An 18,443-nucleotide genomic window follows, 5' to 3' on the forward strand; every position below is an offset into this window, starting at 1 on the left:
TCTGGCGCTACACGGGCGCTACTAGGGCGCTACCCGCTCACCGCTTCATCCATTGATTTGTAAATCTTTAAAATGGTATCCAGTCCAGACATTTTCAGCACTTTAAAGACATGTTCGGCAGGTTCGGCAAAGACAATCCTGCCGTCAATCTTTTTTATTTCCTTAGCAGCGGCAAGAAAGACCCTCAGCCCGGCGCTGCTCACATACTCAAGCTCCTTTAGTGAAACGATAACCTTGCCCGGCTTCTGGCTTAAAACATCCATCATCTTTTCGTCGAACACGGGGGCGTTCGACGCATCCAAACGACCATTTAGTGAAATTACATCTATACCATCTTTCTTTTCTATTTTTACTTCCATGCTGCCCCCTGTACTTATATTTTCTAAGCTGTTATACTACCATAGCAGATACGGCAAATACAAATCTAATTGCACCGGTGCGGGAGGTTATATTAAATGGACAAAAATACGTTTAGTTACCTAATCAGGCGTTTCTACGAAGAGATAAAATCAGCAGATGTGGATGAGGCATATGAGACGTTTATGCTTATACTTGACCTCGTATTTATAGACAAGAACAGTGTACCCAAATTTTTTCAGGAGTTACTCGATAAAGACACGCTGCGGATGTTCGACGATATTTCTCTGGTCAAATATAAACATAATGAGGCAATCTGCAAAGAGGGCGCCCATGACCACTCCCTGTTTATAATAGTAAGCGGTACGGTGCGTATATCAAAAAAGTCTGCAAAATCTAAGGGTCCGTTAGTCCCGCTGCCTCCTGTTTTGCTGAATCACCTGATAACCACGCTGTTTACCAGCGGCGCAAAGACCCTGTCGAATCTTTCGGTTGGTGATTTTTTTGGCGAGTCGGCCTTGTTTTCATCAAAGCCGATGGCAGTCAGCGCTATAGCAGATACAGATGTGGAGCTTTTGGTGATAACTGCTGAATCACTCCAAAAGGCCATGACCGTTAAGCCAAACCTGCGCTCACTGCTCAGAGAATATTACGTGTCAAGACTTGATTCTATGGTGGAATTCCTCAACAGTGAACAGGGCAAACTACAGGCATGTGCGTTTGGAGCCTTGTTAGGGGCGGTAATGCCTGATAATAAAAACAACAACTACACAGACACTTCTATGATGTTAGGGGCAGGCTCGAGCTCGGAAGAGGAGACAGGCTTTTCGCTTAACCCGAAATCACTTGTAGAAACCGGACTCAGGAAGGTGATGACTCTATATGCGGCAAACCGGAAGGCAGAGGCGGCGCTCTTGTATCTGAGCATATCCCGCTTATTTTTCAGGGATATTGCTACCGTTGCCGCTAATGAGCTAATCATTAGGGCAATGAACAATGTGACAGTCAGAAATATAAGGCCGCTGTATGACGCATTGGATAAACTTCAGCGTTTAATACCGGAACAATCACCTGAGCTGCACACTGAGCCGCATATGACCGGTGTACCAGATACCTGCATGAATTTCCTTGCGTTATTCAACGAATTACTCAGGAGGAATCTTGATAAGGCAGTGCAGTTGCAATATGAAAAGGGGCGGACGATTGTGAATTTTGGGGAAGAGCCTGATGCCATATATGTAGTTAAAACCGGCTCAGTAAAGGTATATCCCCAGGGCACATCGCCTGAGTCTGAAAATGTCAGCGGCATTACCACAATCGGCAGTGGAGAACTATTTGGTGAATTTGATTTCTTCAATAGAAAACCGCGCACAGCAACTGTGATAGCAGCCGAGGATACATCGCTTTACGAAATAAACAGAACGCTTGCCTCAGAGATTGTGAAAGAACACCCTGAGGTGCTTGAGTTCTTTAAGAAATCATATCAGGCAGAAATCGATAATCTGATCAAAGAGGCCGATGCGATTAAGGCATATTTTGAAAACGACCTGATTCCTTAATAAATGACTGGAGGATAAGATGATATCATTAACAAGAGAATTTGTTAAAAATAATATTTCTGATTCAATAGTTATATTTGAAAGAGGGCTGAGAATATTCAAGCTGGGCAGTTATAACCTCAAGGAAGGAATTTAAATCAACGGTAGAGAAAGAGAAGTTCCCACACTTATACTGGGATTCTGGAAAACCCAGGTATTACTTTGACAGGCAGCTCCCCGATGAATTTATTGACCGCTTCAGACCCTATTTCGATGACCAAGGCATTTACATGACCTCATCGAGCTATATGCGCTAATAGAAGAGGTCAAAGAGATGAGGGCGCTTCGGATTGACGACTACATATTGTAGAGACTTGACGATGCAATGAATCAAAAAGAGATGGAACTACTTAAGGGCAGCTATACTCCTGAGTAATATGCGTGCCGCTCTACCCTTATCAGAAAATTGGCGTGGATTTCGGGCTGTTTAGAAAATCAGTAATCATTGCCGATGAAATGGGCTTGGGTAAGACCCTGCAGTCGATTACGTTGTCGTGTCTGAAGAAGTCACTCTTTAACTTCAGCAAGAGTAACCCCTGCATCACTCAAGGAACAAAGGAAAGGGAAATAATTTTCGCAAAGAGCGCGGCAAGTAGTGTCAATATATCGACACATATGGTAAGATATTCCACTAAAACAGACCAAAGATGGCTAAAAAAAGATAGTGAAAGAGAATCACTTTCAACATTGGTTGTCCAAAAAATCGAAGTAAGTTCAACTCTATATTATTTGGTATGGCGATATGCTTTTTTGATACTGAAATGTGTTACTATAAGTACTAATATGAACACTGAAGAAAAAAAAGAAGAATGTCCTCTTTTCAAGACTGTCAAGGCTGTAATAATGACCACTGAGAGTGTTCGGAAGATGGTGAAAAAATACAGGGACAGATACGACTGCTACGACAGTTCCACCTCTGCTCTTAAGGCAAATATAGCGATAGCTGACAAAATAGTGGGAAGATATTCAAATCTTGCAGCATTAGTCGGCAGCGTTACGGCATTACCAAGCGTTGCCCCCGGCATAGGGACAGTAATAGCTATAACTGGCGGTATGGCGGTTGATGTAGTCACTGCTATGAAATTTCAGGTGGATATGTGTCTGTGTCTGTGTGAGACGTTTGGATTTGACGTTTCGGCTGAGGAGGCAGTTAATCTGGCATTTTTATTAGCCGCTGCCGGTACGCTTGAAAAATCAGGGATAAACATTGGGGCAGCCTGCGAAAACAAGAGTACGATGAATTTACTGAAGAGTAATCTTAAAGGTGCAGCCCTCCAGATATTTGGTGCAAATATTGGAGTAAAGATTGCAAGTGACGCAGGGGTAAACATGATGCATCATTATTTACGCGGTGCAGCCCTGCATGTTATTAAAGATTTGTTCAACAGAATCGGGACGCATTTCACAAGAAGGTCGATAGAGAAGTCTTTGCCCTACGGATTAGGCATTGTCATAGGCGGAACTCTGAACTATGCCTTGACGAAATATGTAGGGGTACAGGCAAAGAATTGGTTTGTTATCGAATATGCCACCAGAGGACAGCGTTAAGACCCCTGAAGCACCTGATACCCCTCCTCCCCAAACCCTCGGTGCTATGGCTTAAGTGAATTTAGGGGAATAAAAAATATTTACAGATTCAAAAGCATTATGCTAAACTGTGTACATGGCAGTCTGCCGGGCGCTGGCGGGTAATAAATATTTAAGCGCATCAGCGGCTGACGTTGTCAAATAATTGCGAGATATGGCAACAGAACAATAATTTGCTCAGGAGGTCAATGATGTATGTTGTTATGATAGCCTCGGAATGCGCCCCAGTCTCCAAAGTAGGCGGGCTGGCCGATGTAGTAGACGGGCTTAGCCGGGAGCTTGCGAATAAAGGACATAAAGTCGAAGTTATACTTCCCTATTATGACTGCATGAACCTCTCAACTATCGGGGCAGCCATCAATGATTTTCAAAACAATTCTGTACAGGTTTCTGTCCAATGCAATGGAAAGCAGTTATTAAGCACCGTACACAGTGCAGTTATACACGATAATGAGTGTTTTTTTATTAAACCTCATTCTCAGGAAAGATATTTTGACAGAGGTATCTACTACGGTCAAAGAGACGACGACGAGCGTTTCACAGTTTTTTGCCTTTCGGCGGTTGAATTCCTGAGTGAAACCGGAAGAAGACCTGATGTTATACACTGCCACGACTGGCAGAGCGCCCTTGTCCCTGTGCTGCTAAAGACTAAGCACAGGCACTCAGCCCTCTCGCAAACGAAGACATGCTACACTATACACAATATCTGGCATCAGGGAAAGACCTCTGAAAAGGTCTTGAAGATGGCTGACCTTGAGCAAGTGGTCACAGGTAAAGACAGCATTGTAGATGACTCTGACCACGCCTATATAAATCTAATGAAAGGCGGCATAACCTACTCGGATATCATCACTACCGTCTCTCCAAAGTACGCCTCTGAGACCATGACCAATCAGATGGGCGAGGGTATGCAGAAGACCTTGTCCAAATATTCTGACAAATATACAGGCATCATCAACGGCGTAGATTATGACTCATGGAGCCCTGCCACAGACAAGCTCATACCCTTTAACTACGACATAGACTCAATAGAAGATAAATATAAGAACAAGGAACACATGAGAAAAAAGATGTCCATGAAACAGGACTTTAAACCCATAGTCTCAGTTGTCGGACGCCTGGATATGCAAAAAGGCGTTCACCTGATCAGACATGCGTTACTGTACTCACTTAACAACGGTATGCAGTTTGTCCTGCTTGGCTCATCTCCTGACAAGGAAATAGATATATACTTCCACCATCTGAAACACTATCTGAAGGACAATCACGACTGCCACATTCATCTCAGCCATGATGAGGAACTGGCACATCTCATATACGCAGGTGCGGATATGATACTGATACCCAGTCTTTTTGAACCGTGCGGGTTGACGCAGATGATAGCAATGAGATATGGCACTGTTCCTGTTGTGAGAAACACGGGCGGACTCAGCGACACAGTGTTTGACGCCGAGGTCTCTGTTAAACCTGTTACAGACAGAAACGGGTTTTCATTTGACGACTTCTCCTATGACGCAGTTTCACTTGCGCTAAAGAGGGCATCTATGACATGGCATGAAAAACCCCATACTTTCAGAGAAATCATGCTGACCGGCATGAGGACAGATTATTCGTGGGGGGCTTCAGCAGATAAATATCTCAGCCTCTATAACAGGATTTCTGGGAAGTGGTAGCCGCTAACAAGTTATTACTATAAAGGAGACACTATGGAAGACACACTCGTTAAAACCGAAGGCCAGGGCAAGGACAAACCCCGTGAAGCCCGTGAAGATGGACACGGTATAGCATATTTATTATCGGACACACTAAAATATCCAATAGTCGAAAACTACGAAATTCCTACTAAATATGATACCGATACGCTTGTCATTCTGCCAGTAACCGAGAAGAAGGTTTATCTTTACTGGGAATTGACTGAGAAGCTGCTCATGGAAAAGACGCAAAACCCGTCGGCCTCATATTTTACCGTGAAGATATACGAGGTAACACTTGGCGAGAAGAAGAACTATAGGGAACAAGAGATATACTCCGCTGCCGTATCAGAGCCGTTTGGTCAGATTTATGTAGAATGCACAGATAATTTCAAGCCGATGACAGCCGCGATAGGCATTGAAAGAGATGGGGTGTTTACAGTAATACTGAAAGCTAACCAGATCAATGTCCCGTCGTTTAGTGTGCTGGGCCTGAAGGAGGAGTTCTGGAGCAAGGGAATATTATACACAGAGGAGAAAAACGTGGACGAAGTAATGGAAAACACTAAAAACGCCGAACTACAGGGCGGTAAATCAGACATATTCGAAAAAGAAATGGAAATCATCTCCAAGTTTCTTGACATAAGATTTAAAGATACGGAAAACATAGAGCTGCTCCTAAGACTGATAGAAAAGATAAAGCATCTCTCAGAGGATGATAAGGCTATGTTTGAACTGATAAAGAGCTTCTTTGAGACCAGGGCTAAAGACATTCAACTGCTGAGTATGTTTCTTGAGTTTCTCAAGTTTTTGGGGCTCAAAGACGACAGCAGGGGGTCAATTATGAAGTATTTCGAGCAGTTGATGGGGAACTCAGGGTCTAGCGAAATGTCCGGTGAAAAGCCCGGCTCAAGTGAGATGTCAGGGTCAAGCGAACTCCTCTCCGGCAAGAGGAGTTAACAAATGATAAAGGGCTATTGGTTACCGGTACTGCATTCACATCTGCCGTTTGTAAAACATCCTGAGTACGATTATTTTCTGGAAGAACACTGGCTCTTTGAGGCAATATTTGAGACATATCTGCCGCTTCTTATGAGGATGAAGAGGTTTGAGGCCGATGGCGTGGATTTCAGATTGACTGTTTCCGTATCACCTCCCCTTGTTGAAATGCTTGATGACGAGTATCTTACGGGGCTGTTTATAAAGTATATGGACAGACTCATCGAACTTTCCCAGAAAGAGATGAAGCGTGTACAAAATGACGGCAGCATGTTGAATGTTGCAACGTTTTACTATAAGAGGTTTATAGAAATAAAGACCTTCTTTACAGATGTATTAGGCAGCAACGTATTAAACGGTTACAAGTACTTTTCAGATAAGGGTCAATTAGAGATAATAACCTGCGGCGCCACACATGGCTTTCTGCCGCTTCTGAGGACAAATCCACGTGCAGTGGAGGCGCAAATAGACCTTGCCACGCAGTGCCATTACGAACACTTTGGTAAGGCCGCTACCGGTATATGGCTGCCTGAGTGTGCGTACTACGAGGAATTGGATGAGATACTGAAAAAATACGGGATTAAGTATTTCTTTCTTGAGTCGCATGGCGTGAACAAAGGTGTGCCTGCCCCGAAGTTCTCTGTGTATTCAGCAGTTCACACGTTAAACGGCCTTGCAGCATTTGCCAGAGACCCTGAAACATCCAAGCAGGTGTGGAGTTCTATGTCAGGGTATCCTGGTTCTCCAGAGTATCGTGATTTCTACAGGGACATTGGCTTTGACCTGGAAATGGATTATATCAAACCATACATCTCACCAGATGGGAACAGGGTGTTTACCGGGATTAAGTACTATAAGATAACCGGGAAGACAGAGGACAAATTACCCTATGACCCTGTTGCGGCATTTCATAAGACAAAATTTCATGCCGAACATTTCTGTAACGCCAGATATGAACAGGTAGAGGCGCTGGCCCCATCTATGGACAGACCCCCTCTTATGGTATCCCCATACGACGCAGAACTATATGGTCACTGGTGGTTTGAAGGACCGGACTTCTTATACCATGTCCTTTTGCAGCTACAAAAAGATAAAACTATCAAGCCCGTCACACCAACTGAGTACCTAAGCTACCATCCCAAGAATCAAACCGTAGCACCAAGCCCATCTTCATGGGGTGAAAACGGCTACTACGACGTATGGCTCAACGAAGACAACAGTTGGATATACAGGCACCTGCATTTCATGGCCGGTTCGTTGGAGAAACTTGCAGACGAGTACTATGACATGCCGGACGACGGTTCGGATATAAGTCTGTTCAACAAGAGGGTTCTGGATCAACTGGCAAGGGAACTCCTGCTGGCGCAAAGTAGTGACTGGGCATTTTTGATAACCCAGGGCACGGCAATCGAATATTCTGTGAAGAGGACAAAGGAGCATATATCGAATTTCAATGCGCTTATGAGCAGCTTCAGGTCTGCAGCTGTTGATATAGATTTTTTGAAGTGGCTGGAGCTTAAAAACTCTATATTTAAGAACCTCAATTTCAGGGTCTATTCAAGCAAAAATATAAGATAGACGCCGCGCATTAGCATCTGGCAATACTGGGCTTGGCAACATTGGTCAATGTGGGCAATGTGCGGTCTTGCCTGATGTTTACTGGAGTGGGTTGATTCTGCTGTTCACATTTGCGGACAGACAACCGCCAGCCGGAAAGAAATATCTGGTTTCACAACAATCGCATAAATAAAAGCGGCCAGTTGTGGAACTGCAAATAAGGACAAGTGAGCCGGTACAGCTGTCACATTTCTCCACTGTTACCTCCAATGCTTTACTCAAATTAGCAGCCGCTCTCCCTATTGTAATTATACAGTGACTAATGTTACAGCAATGTGAAAATAGTGTTACAATTGTGTTAAATATTTATATCCAAAGTTTAACATAAACATAACCCATTCTTAATCAATCCTTAATATTCCTGTAACAGCCCATTGTTTAATATATTACAGTTGAAGAATTAAATAATGGGAATCAGGAGGGAACATGTCAAAGGTAATCTGTGAGCGATTCGAAAGTCTTGCCGAGCTTTCAGCTTGTGGCAGGTGTGAGCATGTAAAAGTGTGTGCAAGCTACGAGGAACACTTGGATGCCGAAGTCTCCAGGGTATGTTCTCGTTATTTGGACTATGTGTAAACCCGGTGAATATGGAGGAAGGCAATGAAACTTTGTGACGACTGTAATTCCATCCTTGTCCTTGCTCGTGAATATTTCACAGGCAATATGTATTCATGTGTAAACTGTAAGAACAGGTTCTTTTTCCCCGTGGTTTGGTTTTTTGCTGAAGAGGGAGTATCCCGTAAAAGACCTGTAATGGTTTGCAGAGAGCTTTGAATATGCACTGAGGAGGTAAGCATATGAGAACAAAATGGATATTTGATGACATGTTAACAAAAAAACAGAAAGATTACGACTTAGAGGAAGATAGAGAACATATATACAGGCTGATAGACACTAACGCATTAACCATCCATTTCCAGCCTATCTATTCGTCAAAAGATGGCAGTGTCTACGCCTATGAAGCCCTTACGCGGCTTATACGTACCTCATCCTTGCTCAACAACATAGGTGAGTTGTTTGAACGGGCAAAGGCAGCTAAGGCGCTCGCTTTGTTAGATGCCGCATGTCAGGAAAACGCACTCGTCAGGGCGTCTCAGGAGGGTATTACAAAGACCGATTCGCATTTATTTATAAACATCTGCCCTGAGACGATAATGGAAAACCCAGGCTGGTGTGAGATTACTGAACACTATATAAGAGAATGGGGTTTACTAAAAGATAGAATTGTCCTTGAGATAACCGAAGAAAGCGCTATCGAAAACTACGATGCCTTCCAAAGGGTCGTTAACCGTTTCAGAGACACGGGCTATAAGATAGCGATAGACGATTTTGGGGTAGGATATGGCGGGTTGAAGATGCTGTCAATCATAGAACCTGATTATGTGAAAATAGACAGGCATTTTATCTCCGACGTGGATAAGGCCCTGATTAAACATAATCTGGTTGATGCCGTTACTACAGTATGCCACAGGCTTGGCATAAAGGTTATTGCCGAGGGGATAGAGACCAAAGAAGAGCTTAAACATGTTATGAACATGGGAGTAGAGTTGTTGCAGGGGTTTTATTTAAACAGTCCTGCCCCCGGTTTAGACGCTCAGGCAAAGACAGAAATTTGCAGCTCACGAGGAAAGAAACCAGACTATTGCTGCAAATTAACAGAGACTGTATTCATCGGCGATATTGCCGTAAAGAAAAAAGCTCTCCTTCCAGAAAGCTCATTAATGGAGGTGTTTAATACTTTAATAAATACTACTGACTTTAGATGTATGCCCGTTATCGATGACGAAAGGATTGTGGGGATAATCAACAGACAGAGGTTTTTAGAGAATCAGATGCTGGGCAAGTGCGGCTATGGCAGTGCCCTTAACTCCCGCAAGAAAGTCAAAGACCTGATGGAAACACAGTTTCTCGTGGTAGAAGGCAGCGTATCTATTGAAGATGTTGCCAATATGATCAGATTAAGGAAAATAGAACATCTTTATGACGACGTCTGCGTTACTAAAAATGGAAAATATCTTGGCGCTGTTACTATCAGTGAACTGTTAGCGGCTGTAACCGAGAAATCCATATCTCTTGCCAAAAACGCCAATCCGCTTACAGGGCTGCCAGGAAACAAATCGATTTACGATGAGATTAACAAGCGGCTTACACAAAACATGCACTTCGATATCTGTTATATAGACCTTGATAATTTTAAGCCCTACAATGACAACTATGGTTTTGAGAAAGGTGACATAGTAATAAAGACGCTGGGTATAGTAATTGAGGAATCGGCGCAGACATTGCAGCATGATTTTAATTTCGTGGGGCATATAGGAGGGGACGATTTCATTCTGCTTTCCCACCCTAACATGTCGATGCCAATCTGTAATTTACTGATAGACAGCTTTAAGTCAACGCTGAGGGCGTTTCACGGTGAAAAAGACTACGAGGCAGGGTACTATGAATCGCTAAATCGAAAGGGACAGCATGAAAGATATGATCTTTTGTCCTTATCTATCGGCATAGTGAGTACCGAGGTATATAAAATTGAATCGGTAGCGCAGCTAGCCTCCATTGCATCTGAAGTCAAGAAGGCAGCGAAGTCAAAGCAGGGTTTTTCGATTGTCAGAGACAAGAGAATGCACGACCATAAGCATACAGCTGACAGCAGAGTTAATTAACACCAGGGAGATTAGATGGATGAGGTAAAAGGCTTTAATTTTTATTACGCGGGCGGTACACATACCCTTAAAAATATAAACTTCCCTATACACAAACACGCCATAACTGCCTTTATAGGACCGTCAGGGTGCGGCAAGACAAGCCTGCTGAGAAGCTTTAACCGGATGCACGACCTCTACCCGGGCAACCGCTACGAAGGTGAGATCGTGTTTAACGGTATAAATATCCTCGCCAACGATACAGACATAATAGAGCTTCGCAGCCGTATAGGTATGGTATTTCAAAAACCGACACCATTTCCTATGTCGATATTTGATAATGTTGCCTATGGGCTGAGGCTTCGGGGGATAAAAAAGCAAAGCGAGCTTGACAGCCATGTAGAGTACGCCCTTAAGCAGGCCGCCATTTGGGAGGAGGTCAAACATAAACTTAACCAGAGCGCTTATACGCTCTCCGGTGGGCAGCAGCAACGCCTTGTCATAGCCCGCGCCCTTGCTGTTAACCCCGAAGTGTTGCTATTTGATGAGCCTACATCAGCGCTTGACCCCATATCTACGTCGAAAATTGAAGAACTCGCGGTTGAATTAAAAGAGACTGTAACTATAGTAATTGTCACACATAACATGCAGCAGGCTGCAAGAATGAGCGATTACACGGGATTTGTCATGCTTGGCACACTCATAGAATTTGACGAAACCTACAAGGTGTTTACATATCCTTCCAATAAACTAACTGAAGATTATATAACCGGAAGATTCGGCTGACGCCGGAGCAAGACCACTTCCCTTCGCTTTCTCAGGATTGACACAGTTTGTTGTAAAGTCTCTATCTTGCGGTAATCTTTTCTCTGACACATTCTGGTCATCCCTGCCTGCCGCGCCAATTGAAATATCTGCCGTCACGCTGATATAATAAATATCGTAAAGCAGGTACGCTTGCCAAAAGACTGTGACAAGCTATTCGCATTGCCTGATTACACAGGGAGGGATACTTTATGTTGGTTACAGTGGTTGAGGTATACGTTAAGCCCGAATATATTGCTGCATTTATCGCGGCCATAAGTGAAAACCATGAAAATTCCGTTAAAGAGCCAGGCAATATGAGATTCGACGTACTGCAGAGCGCATCAGACCCAGCACAATTTTTCCTCTACGAGGCATACGAATCCGAGGACTCCTCAAAGGCTCACAAGGAGACCCCTCACTACAAAAAATGGAAAGAAACCGTAGAGCCAATGATGGCTAAGCCCCGTAAAGGTACGCCGTGCAATGTAATATGTCCAGCACAACGAATGAAGTGGTAATCCCGCAGACCTTTAATTTTGCCAAACCACCGGCGGTATATTTTGGCGCGGGTGTGTTTGATACCCTGCCCAAAGTTATCTCACGGCTTGGGAAAACGGTGTTAATCGTAACCGGCGCTGCATCGCTGAAAAAAACTGGCAGGCTTGACAGTCTGCTGAGTTCACTAAAAAAAGATGGTATCAGATTCTATATCTTTCAAATACACACTGAGCCGTCGCCTGAGATGGTTGACGCCGCCGTTGCTGAGTTCAGAAACTATGGCGTTGATGTCGTTGTGGGCATAGGCGGAGGCAGCGTAATAGACGGCGCAAAGGCAATCTCTGCCATGCTCCCCCTCGGTGAAAGCGTACTTAATTACCTTGAAGGCGTCGGAAGGCCGGAGGCACACAGCGGTATTAAAATCCCCTTCGCCGCCGTACCAACAACATCGGGTACAGGGAGCGAGGCAACAAAAAATGCTGTCTTAAGCCGCGTCGGGCCGGAGGGGTTTAAGAAATCCCTGCGCCATGACAACTTTGTTCCCGATATAGCGCTGATAGACCCTGCACTTACGCTGTCATGTCCACCGGATGTGTCGGCAGCCTGCGCAATGGACGCCTTTACACAGCTCATGGAGTCATATGTATCAGTGAAGGCCTCTCCTATGACAGATTCACTTGCCATTGGGGCAATCAGGCTTGCAATAGACAATCTGGAGTATTCCTGCACGGCAGGCGCGGGGGATATTCGTGCCAGAAGCGCAATGGCATATGCCTCTGCAATATCAGGGATAACGCTTGCTAACGCTGGACTTGGAGTTGTACACGGACTAGCATCATCGATAGGCGCTTGTTTTAACATACCCCACGGGGTCGTCTGCGGGACACTGGTAGGGGCGGCAACCACTGCTAATATCAAAGCTATGAGGGCAACTGACTCAGCAGCAATCCAAAAATATGCAGACATCGGCTGCCTGATAACAGGTGAAAAAGATACGAACACTGCCCCTGATGCCTTAGATGCCTTAATAGAAACATTGAACGGCTGGACAGAAAAACTAAAAATGCAGCGTCTTGGCAGCTATGGCATAACACAAGACCATCTGGACAAACTTGCCGCAGGGGCGTCAAATAAAGAAAGCCCTGTAAAACTCAGCAAAGACGAAATCAAGTCGATTCTTTATGAGAGATTATAATGCCAGTTACAAAAATTCAGAACTGTAGTTTGTGAGGGTTAAACACATGCAAGGCATAATATATATGACTTATGGGATACATGCAAATGGCTGAAACCGGAACTATATGCGCTGTGTGCGCGTGGAGAGGGGATTGCAATAAAAAGTTCCTCATAAGCGGCAGGGATATGCGCTGTGCCGACTTTGTTAAGGATATTTCCATCAAAGAAGCAGAAGGCTAGGTCTTAGGTTTCTTAGGCTTTCTTGTTTTTTGGGCTTTGGCCAGTTTAGGTTCACCAGACTCTCTTTTTTTAGTACGCGATTTGCGTGCCGTTGGTATTTCAGCAACCGTTGGGCTGACATCGGGCATGTTGTTGGCTGTCGGGGCTGCAAGAGCTTCCTGTTCTACTGCCGCCGGTATTTCAGCTTTAGGTGTTTCTGCCTTTATCTCTGTTGTGTCCACGTCTGATGTTTCATCTGATGCTGCAGGGGGCTCCGGCTGTATAATTTTAATTTCAGGCTGAATTTCGGGCCTAGTCTCTGGTTTAGTGTCTGGCTTAGTTTCAGGCTTAGTTTCAGGAGGCTGGGCGCATTGGTGCGTCACAGGATTTTGTGTGTCTGATTTTTTGTCTTGACCAAATATCGTGTTTATTGATGTATCGTAGACTGATTGTACTGTATTTATCAGGTTTAGGCTTGTCTTGCGCACATCTTCGGCAATGCGCGGCCATATCGTATCGTGCCCAAAATATTTGTCAATAAACGACGACACAAACGCTGTAATCTCCTCAAACTTCACCATGTTTTCCTCCCTGCTGTCATAACTAAATCCCTCTCAATGAGGCATTGCCTGCCAAACTGTAACCCAAACTGTAACCTAGTACGGCATCATGCGCTGTTTTCGGTTTCAATATATTGCCTTACTTCCTGTAACAGCCTCTTACATTCGGCAAATGTAATCGTTGCCTCCGCCTCCGGGAACTCTGCCCATTTATATGCCTTTATCTCTTCGTGCTGGATAGATACGGATTTATGTGTTACACGTCCGAGAAAGTATTGCACGGTTTTATTGACACGGTCATCTTGTATTGTATATGAATAATTCTCAATAAAGGATTTATCTCTCAGGATATGCCCGTCATGTATGCCGGTTTCCTCTCTGAACTCACGGCAGGCGGCCTCATATGGAGATTCGCTGCCTTCTGCATGGCCCTTCGGGAATGCCCAGTGCCCTGCATTGTGCTGAAGCAGCAGATAATAAATCGCACCTCCCTCTTCGTAAACGGCAATTATCCCGTATGACCTGTCCTCTAACATATCGCCCTATATAGTAGCAAAATGAAGCTGATAATTAAAAGACGGCCATAGCCATTCGTAAAAGATTTGCTGCCCCCTCAATCATTTAACCAAAATATAATAACTCCTTAATACAATTGTAACAATCCATCCTATATAATGTACTCATGTGTTTATAAACACATAAATTTGACCGCTCAACAAGGAGGAAACAGCTATGAAGGGTTTACAAGCGTTATTACTGATGTGTATTATGTTATTTAGTGTGTATGCACAAGCTGAGGAGTCATTAAGGATAGACGGTTCAACAACGGTGTTACCAATAGCGCAAAAAGCCGCCGAAGAATTTAACAAGAAAAATCCCAACATTAAGGTTTCAGTCACAGGAAGCGGCTCAGGCAATGGTATCAAGGCACTTATGGACGGCACGACAGACGTCGCTACAAGCTCGCGCGAGGCAAAGGAAAAAGAAGTCGCCGCCGCCAAGTCAAAAGGTATTGAAATGACGCCCTTTATTGTAGCATACGACGGTATAGTTCCAGTGGTGCATCCTTCGATGAAAATCGACAAGATTACTATGGAACAGCTCAGGGACATTTATAACGGCAAGATTAACAGTTGGAAAGACATTGGAGGCCCTGCCAGACCAATAACCGTTGTATCGAGAGACACTAGCTCCGGTACGTATGAAGTATGGGAAGAGAAGGTGATGAAAAAGGACCTCGTGCGCGCCGACGCCCTCCTTGTTGCCTCAAACGGACAGGCCGTTCAGACAGTGGCACAAAATCCATTCGCCCTAGGCTACGTAGGCATAGGATATATGGACAAGTCTGTTAAACCTCTATTAGTCAACGATGTAAAAGACAGCCCCGAAACCGTCAGAAACGGCAGATGGCCCATCGCCAGGGGCCTTTACATGTACACAAAGGGTAAACCAGCAGGCAATATTGCTAAATTCATAGATTTCGTCATGTCCAAAGAGGGGCAGGACATCGTCAATGCCGTAAAATTCGTAAGCCTTAAGTAGGGCAATCTTTTTGGAGGAGGGCTTGATTTGAAATTGCACTGGAGAAAACAGGAACATCTGACTGAGAATCTTCTCAAGGTGGTTGGCCTGTTTTCCGTCGTGGTGTTGTTACTGATAGCCTTTTTCCTCTTTAAAGAGTCGTTTATGATTTTCTATAAAATAGGTACTCTAACTATAGTCAGCGGCACGAAGTGGTATCCCACTGCTGAACCTCAGAGCTTTGGGATGCTGCCGCTGATTATGGGCACAATAAGTACGACTATGTTAACGGCGCTGTTTGCCATCCCATTGGGGCTTGCAACGGCTATATATATCGCCGAGATTGCATCGCACAGGATAAAGGAATTTCTGAAGCCCATCGTAGAGATGCTGGCCAGCTTTCCCTCAGTGGTATTTGGTTTTTTTGGTATGGTGGTGATTGCCCCAATACTTACAACATGGCTTTCTCCGCTGCTGTCAGAGAAACTCCCTGCCTTCCTCAGAGATGCCGGTATCCCTTTTTTATCCACAGTTGTGGCAGATTTATGTTATGATAAGCTGTTCATAGCGTCAGGGCTTAATATGTTTACGGCGTCGATGATGCTGACGGCCAAGTCTGTACCTGTGATTGCCAGCATAGCTGAGGACTCAATCGCCTCCGTGCCGAGGACATTCAGAGAGGCCTCGTACTCAATTGGCGCTACTAAGTGGGATACGATAAGGCATGTTGTAATCCCATCATCCCTTTCGGGAATCAGTGTGGCCATCATATTAGGCTTTGCCACAATCGTAGGGGAGACGATGATAGTACTAATGGCAGCAGGTGGGGCGGCGATAATCCCAAACTGGATATTCGATGCCGTAAGACCGATGCCTGCGGCCATAGCCGCAGAGATGGCCGAGGCCCCGTACAGGAGCCTGCACTACCACGCCCTGTTCGGTGTAGGGGCGTTGTTGTTTGTATTTAATTTTATCCTGAGCCTCATATCTGATTTCGTATCGAAGCGCTTCAGGAAGGTAAAGTTAGGGGAGAAGCTGTGAAAGACAAATCGGGAGATATTAAGCGGTATTACTTGCCACCGCGCAAAGCAGGCGCCTCTATCAAGGGCAACCTGATTCTCTCCATAATAAGCGCATTGGGGTATACCGGCGCTGTCGTATTATTTCTTGTCCTGGGTTTTGTGGCTTATAACGGCGCGGGCGTACTCAGTTGGGATTTCATCACAAAAAACCCTACTGACGCCATGACAGCAGGCGGCATACTACCGGCCATTTTAGGCAGCGCACTTTTAACATTTTTATGTATGATAGTAGTGCTTCCCATTGGTATAATGACAGCAGTGTTTCTGACTGAATACTCAAAGCCCGGCCCTGTGCTGAAGCTGGTCAACATGTCCATATACACGCTTGCGGGGGTGCCCTCGGTGGTGTATGGTCTTTTTGGTCTGGCGGTGTTTGTTATAGTGTTTAAGTGTGGGATGAGCCTGATTGCAGGTTCGCTGACGCTTGCCATAATGGTGCTGCCGTATATAATATCCACATCTGAAGAGGCAATTAAGGCAGTGCCGCAGAGTTTTCGCGAGGCCTCGCTTGCGTGCGGGGCAACTAAACTGCATACTATAATAAAGGTCGTCCTGCCGCTGTCCCTGCCGGGAATTTTGACAGGGGCGATGATTGGCACGGCTAAGGTCTCCGGTGAGACAGCCCCGATAATGTTTACTGCTGCGGCATTCTTTACTTCCGGGCTTCCACGGTCGCTGTTTGAGCCTGTGATGGCCCTTCCGTATCACATATACGTACTGGCAACGGCTGGGACACACATAGAAAAGACCAGACCGATTCAGTATGGAACGGCGCTGACGCTGATTGTCCTGGTGCTTGGGATGAATCTTGTTGGTATAATCATCCGCTCCAGAGAGAGGAGGAAAAAGACATGGTGACAAAGAGCGCCCTCAACGAAAGATTAGGAGATACATATGCCGCTGAAAGATAACGAACTCGTAAAGCTGAGGGATGATATTATGAAGATGGCCTCTTTGGTAGAGGCTGCCATAGACAGCGCCATAAAGTCGCTGTTGAACATGGACACGGCACTTGCCCAAATGGTGGTGCGTAATGACCACTTCGTAAATGCCCTTGATGTACAGATAGATGAGGCGTGCATAGTGTTGATAGCCCTGCGCCAGCCGGTTGCAGGTGACCTCAGATTTATAACCACGGCTATGAAAATTACGACAGACCTTGAGCGTATGGCGGACAATGCCGTTAATATAGCAAACCGTGTTGTAGAGCTGCCGTCAGAGATACCGGAGCTTGCCCTGGTCAGCATACCAAAGATGAGGGAAATAGCCTTGGGTATGTTGACAGATGCAGTAGCTTCTTTTTTGAGCGGTGACAAGGGGCTTGCAATGGACGTAATAACCAGAGACCAGCTTCTTGACGGGTTCAACGAAAAGCTGCTGAATGAATTGGTTGAGCTGATGACAAAGGATACGTCATTAATAATTCCAGCCTCGAAACTCAGTTCTATATCAAGATACATAGAGAGAATCGGCGACCACGCCACAAACATAGCCGAGATGGTAATCTATATGGTAGAAGGCCAAATCATCAAACACATGAAGAGCAGTTTAAATCAGTAACACGCTCAACAGTCGCTGGCTTTAACGGATGTTCATGCCGCGAGAATTGCTGCCCCAATTTAATTGTTCTTGTTTTATGCTGAACCGATACGGTACAATAGATTGCAGGGGGTGAGGTATGTCACAATATTGGCTAATGGCTATTGGGGACACATCCCCAATTATTATCAATTTTATTGGGATGTGTCCCTAATACCTTAATACAAGCAAAACCGCCAGCGCAATAAAATACCTTATCTTAGTGATTGGTCTGCCTCCTCAAAATCCCAAATGAACTCAGGTATATAGTAACATATCCGGGCAACAAATCAAATGTCTACTTCAGAAGATGTCATAATCTTTATAAAACGAGGCTACAAGCCAGTCTTTGAGGTTTTTAGGTACTAAATATTCGATAAGTAAAATTTATGTAATTTTCATAGCTCCAGACTAAAAATACCTTTTTATATCGTTAATTCAATAACATACAGCTGTTTTGCAAAATCCATAAAAACTACAATTTTATATGATACTACAATATTGTAGCTTT

General features: G+C 44.7%; 18 protein-coding genes. 15 read left to right on the forward strand and 3 right to left on the reverse strand.

All coding sequences use genetic code 11. The features are described from left to right. Positions 1-29: 29 nt before the first annotated feature. Positions 30-359: an STAS domain-containing protein gene (locus ASN18_RS05225; RefSeq protein WP_085051690.1), complete on the reverse strand. Its 330-nt coding sequence runs from the start codon at positions 357-359 to the stop codon at positions 30-32. Positions 360-455: 96 nt separating this feature from the next. On the opposite strand from ASN18_RS05225, the gene ASN18_RS05230 reads away from it, so the two are divergent. The 11 genes from ASN18_RS05230 (at position 456) to ASN18_RS17775 (ending at position 13,212) form a co-directional block, all read left to right on the forward strand. Then, positions 456-1,916 carry a cyclic nucleotide-binding domain-containing protein gene (locus tag ASN18_RS05230; protein ID WP_085051691.1) on the forward strand — a complete coding sequence of 487 codons (1,461 nt, stop codon included), beginning with the start codon at positions 456-458 and terminating at the stop codon, positions 1,914-1,916. A 450-nt stretch (positions 1,917-2,366) separates the two neighbouring features. Next, positions 2,367-3,503 carry an SNF2-related protein gene (locus ASN18_RS05235; RefSeq protein ID WP_157072844.1) on the forward strand — a complete coding sequence of 379 codons (1,137 nt, stop codon included), beginning with the start codon at positions 2,367-2,369 and terminating at the stop codon, positions 3,501-3,503. A gap of 227 nt (positions 3,504-3,730) precedes the next feature. Continuing rightward, on the forward strand, positions 3,731-5,215 hold the full coding sequence (locus ASN18_RS05240) for a glycogen synthase (RefSeq protein ID WP_085051693.1): 1,485 nt from the start codon (positions 3,731-3,733) through the stop codon (positions 5,213-5,215). A gap of 33 nt (positions 5,216-5,248) precedes the next feature. After that, positions 5,249-6,193 (forward strand): DUF4912 domain-containing protein, encoded by a 945-nt coding sequence (locus ASN18_RS05245; RefSeq protein WP_085051694.1) that lies wholly within the window; start codon positions 5,249-5,251, stop codon positions 6,191-6,193. A gap of 3 nt (positions 6,194-6,196) precedes the next feature. Further along, positions 6,197-7,810: a glycoside hydrolase family 57 protein gene (locus ASN18_RS05250; RefSeq protein WP_236861531.1), complete on the forward strand. Its 1,614-nt coding sequence runs from the start codon at positions 6,197-6,199 to the stop codon at positions 7,808-7,810. Between the two features lie 465 nt (positions 7,811-8,275). Then, positions 8,276-8,425, forward strand: a complete 150-nt coding sequence (locus tag ASN18_RS17065) for a hypothetical protein (RefSeq protein WP_157072845.1) — start codon at positions 8,276-8,278, stop codon at positions 8,423-8,425. Positions 8,426-8,646: 221 nt separating this feature from the next. Then, a complete protein-coding gene (locus ASN18_RS05255; protein ID WP_085051695.1) occupies positions 8,647-10,512 on the forward strand; it encodes a GGDEF domain-containing protein in 1,866 nt (621 codons plus the stop codon). A 15-nt stretch (positions 10,513-10,527) separates the two neighbouring features. Further along, on the forward strand, positions 10,528-11,277 hold the full coding sequence (pstB, locus tag ASN18_RS05260) for a phosphate ABC transporter ATP-binding protein PstB (protein ID WP_085051696.1): 750 nt from the start codon (positions 10,528-10,530) through the stop codon (positions 11,275-11,277). Positions 11,278-11,507: 230 nt separating this feature from the next. Beyond that, positions 11,508-11,816: an antibiotic biosynthesis monooxygenase gene (locus ASN18_RS05265; RefSeq protein ID WP_085051697.1), complete on the forward strand. Its 309-nt coding sequence runs from the start codon at positions 11,508-11,510 to the stop codon at positions 11,814-11,816. Continuing rightward, positions 11,789-12,991 carry an iron-containing alcohol dehydrogenase gene (locus ASN18_RS05270; RefSeq protein WP_085051698.1) on the forward strand — a complete coding sequence of 401 codons (1,203 nt, stop codon included), beginning with the start codon at positions 11,789-11,791 and terminating at the stop codon, positions 12,989-12,991. Before ASN18_RS05265 ends, ASN18_RS05270 begins: the two co-directional genes overlap by 28 nt. 86 nt (positions 12,992-13,077) lie before the next feature. Then, positions 13,078-13,212, forward strand: coding sequence for a hypothetical protein (locus ASN18_RS17775; protein WP_306688637.1), 135 nt, complete (start codon positions 13,078-13,080; stop codon positions 13,210-13,212). On the opposite strand, the gene ASN18_RS05275 is transcribed toward ASN18_RS17775, so the two are convergent. Together ASN18_RS05275 and ASN18_RS05280 are read right to left on the reverse strand one after the other, a co-directional pair. Further along, the gene (locus ASN18_RS05275) at positions 13,209-13,772 is read right to left on the reverse strand and encodes a hypothetical protein (protein WP_085051699.1); all 564 of its coding nucleotides are present in this window, start codon (positions 13,770-13,772) and stop codon (positions 13,209-13,211) included. The two genes, ASN18_RS17775 and ASN18_RS05275, sit on opposite strands and share 4 nt — an antisense overlap. 86 nt (positions 13,773-13,858) lie before the next feature. Next, positions 13,859-14,287, reverse strand: a complete 429-nt coding sequence (locus tag ASN18_RS05280) for a bis(5'-nucleosyl)-tetraphosphatase (RefSeq protein ID WP_085051700.1) — start codon at positions 14,285-14,287, stop codon at positions 13,859-13,861. A 196-nt stretch (positions 14,288-14,483) separates the two neighbouring features. Here ASN18_RS05280 and ASN18_RS05285 point away from each other — a divergent pair, with 196 nt between their 5' ends. From ASN18_RS05285 to phoU, 4 genes are read left to right on the forward strand one after another with little or no spacing between them, the layout of a single operon-like run. Further along, positions 14,484-15,293, forward strand: a complete 810-nt coding sequence (locus tag ASN18_RS05285) for a PstS family phosphate ABC transporter substrate-binding protein (RefSeq protein ID WP_085051701.1) — start codon at positions 14,484-14,486, stop codon at positions 15,291-15,293. Positions 15,294-15,320: 27 nt separating this feature from the next. Next, positions 15,321-16,313, forward strand: coding sequence for a phosphate ABC transporter permease subunit PstC (pstC, locus tag ASN18_RS05290; RefSeq protein ID WP_085051702.1), 993 nt, complete (start codon positions 15,321-15,323; stop codon positions 16,311-16,313). Continuing rightward, a complete protein-coding gene (pstA, locus tag ASN18_RS05295) occupies positions 16,310-17,212 on the forward strand; it encodes a phosphate ABC transporter permease PstA (RefSeq protein WP_236861532.1) in 903 nt (300 codons plus the stop codon). Before pstC ends, pstA begins: the two co-directional genes overlap by 4 nt. Positions 17,213-17,248: 36 nt before the next feature. Continuing rightward, entirely contained in the window at positions 17,249-17,914 is a 666-nt protein-coding gene (gene phoU, locus ASN18_RS05300; RefSeq protein WP_085051703.1) for a phosphate signaling complex protein PhoU, read from the forward strand. Positions 17,915-18,443 lie beyond the last annotated feature (529 nt).

It is taken from the genome of Candidatus Magnetominusculus xianensis, from assembly GCA_001541255.1.
In the GTDB taxonomy this organism is placed as follows: domain Bacteria; phylum Nitrospirota; class Thermodesulfovibrionia; order Thermodesulfovibrionales; family Magnetobacteriaceae; genus Magnetominusculus; species Magnetominusculus xianensis.

What these genes read in the sequence shown, in the direction of transcription:
- ASN18_RS05270 (WP_085051698.1), top strand. Translation starts at nt 11,789, where the DNA reads ATGTCCAGCACAACGAATGAAGTGGTAATCCCGCAGACCTTTAATTTT.
- ASN18_RS05280 (WP_085051700.1), bottom strand. Translation starts at nt 14,287, where the DNA reads ATGTTAGAGGACAGGTCATACGGGATAATTGCCGTTTACGAAGAGGGA.
- ASN18_RS05255 (WP_085051695.1), top strand. Translation starts at nt 8,647, where the DNA reads ATGAGAACAAAATGGATATTTGATGACATGTTAACAAAAAAACAGAAA.
- phoU (WP_085051703.1), top strand. Translation starts at nt 17,249, where the DNA reads ATGCCGCTGAAAGATAACGAACTCGTAAAGCTGAGGGATGATATTATG.
- pstB (WP_085051696.1), top strand. Translation starts at nt 10,528, where the DNA reads ATGGATGAGGTAAAAGGCTTTAATTTTTATTACGCGGGCGGTACACAT.
- ASN18_RS05285 (WP_085051701.1), top strand. Translation starts at nt 14,484, where the DNA reads ATGAAGGGTTTACAAGCGTTATTACTGATGTGTATTATGTTATTTAGT.
- ASN18_RS05240 (WP_085051693.1), top strand. Translation starts at nt 3,731, where the DNA reads ATGATGTATGTTGTTATGATAGCCTCGGAATGCGCCCCAGTCTCCAAA.
- ASN18_RS05250 (WP_236861531.1), top strand. Translation starts at nt 6,197, where the DNA reads ATGATAAAGGGCTATTGGTTACCGGTACTGCATTCACATCTGCCGTTT.
- ASN18_RS05265 (WP_085051697.1), top strand. Translation starts at nt 11,508, where the DNA reads ATGTTGGTTACAGTGGTTGAGGTATACGTTAAGCCCGAATATATTGCT.
- ASN18_RS05225 (WP_085051690.1), bottom strand. Translation starts at nt 359, where the DNA reads ATGGAAGTAAAAATAGAAAAGAAAGATGGTATAGATGTAATTTCACTA.
- ASN18_RS17775 (WP_306688637.1), top strand. Translation starts at nt 13,078, where the DNA reads ATGGCTGAAACCGGAACTATATGCGCTGTGTGCGCGTGGAGAGGGGAT.
- ASN18_RS05245 (WP_085051694.1), top strand. Translation starts at nt 5,249, where the DNA reads ATGGAAGACACACTCGTTAAAACCGAAGGCCAGGGCAAGGACAAACCC.
- ASN18_RS17065 (WP_157072845.1), top strand. Translation starts at nt 8,276, where the DNA reads ATGTCAAAGGTAATCTGTGAGCGATTCGAAAGTCTTGCCGAGCTTTCA.
- ASN18_RS05230 (WP_085051691.1), top strand. Translation starts at nt 456, where the DNA reads ATGGACAAAAATACGTTTAGTTACCTAATCAGGCGTTTCTACGAAGAG.
- ASN18_RS05275 (WP_085051699.1), bottom strand. Translation starts at nt 13,772, where the DNA reads ATGGTGAAGTTTGAGGAGATTACAGCGTTTGTGTCGTCGTTTATTGAC.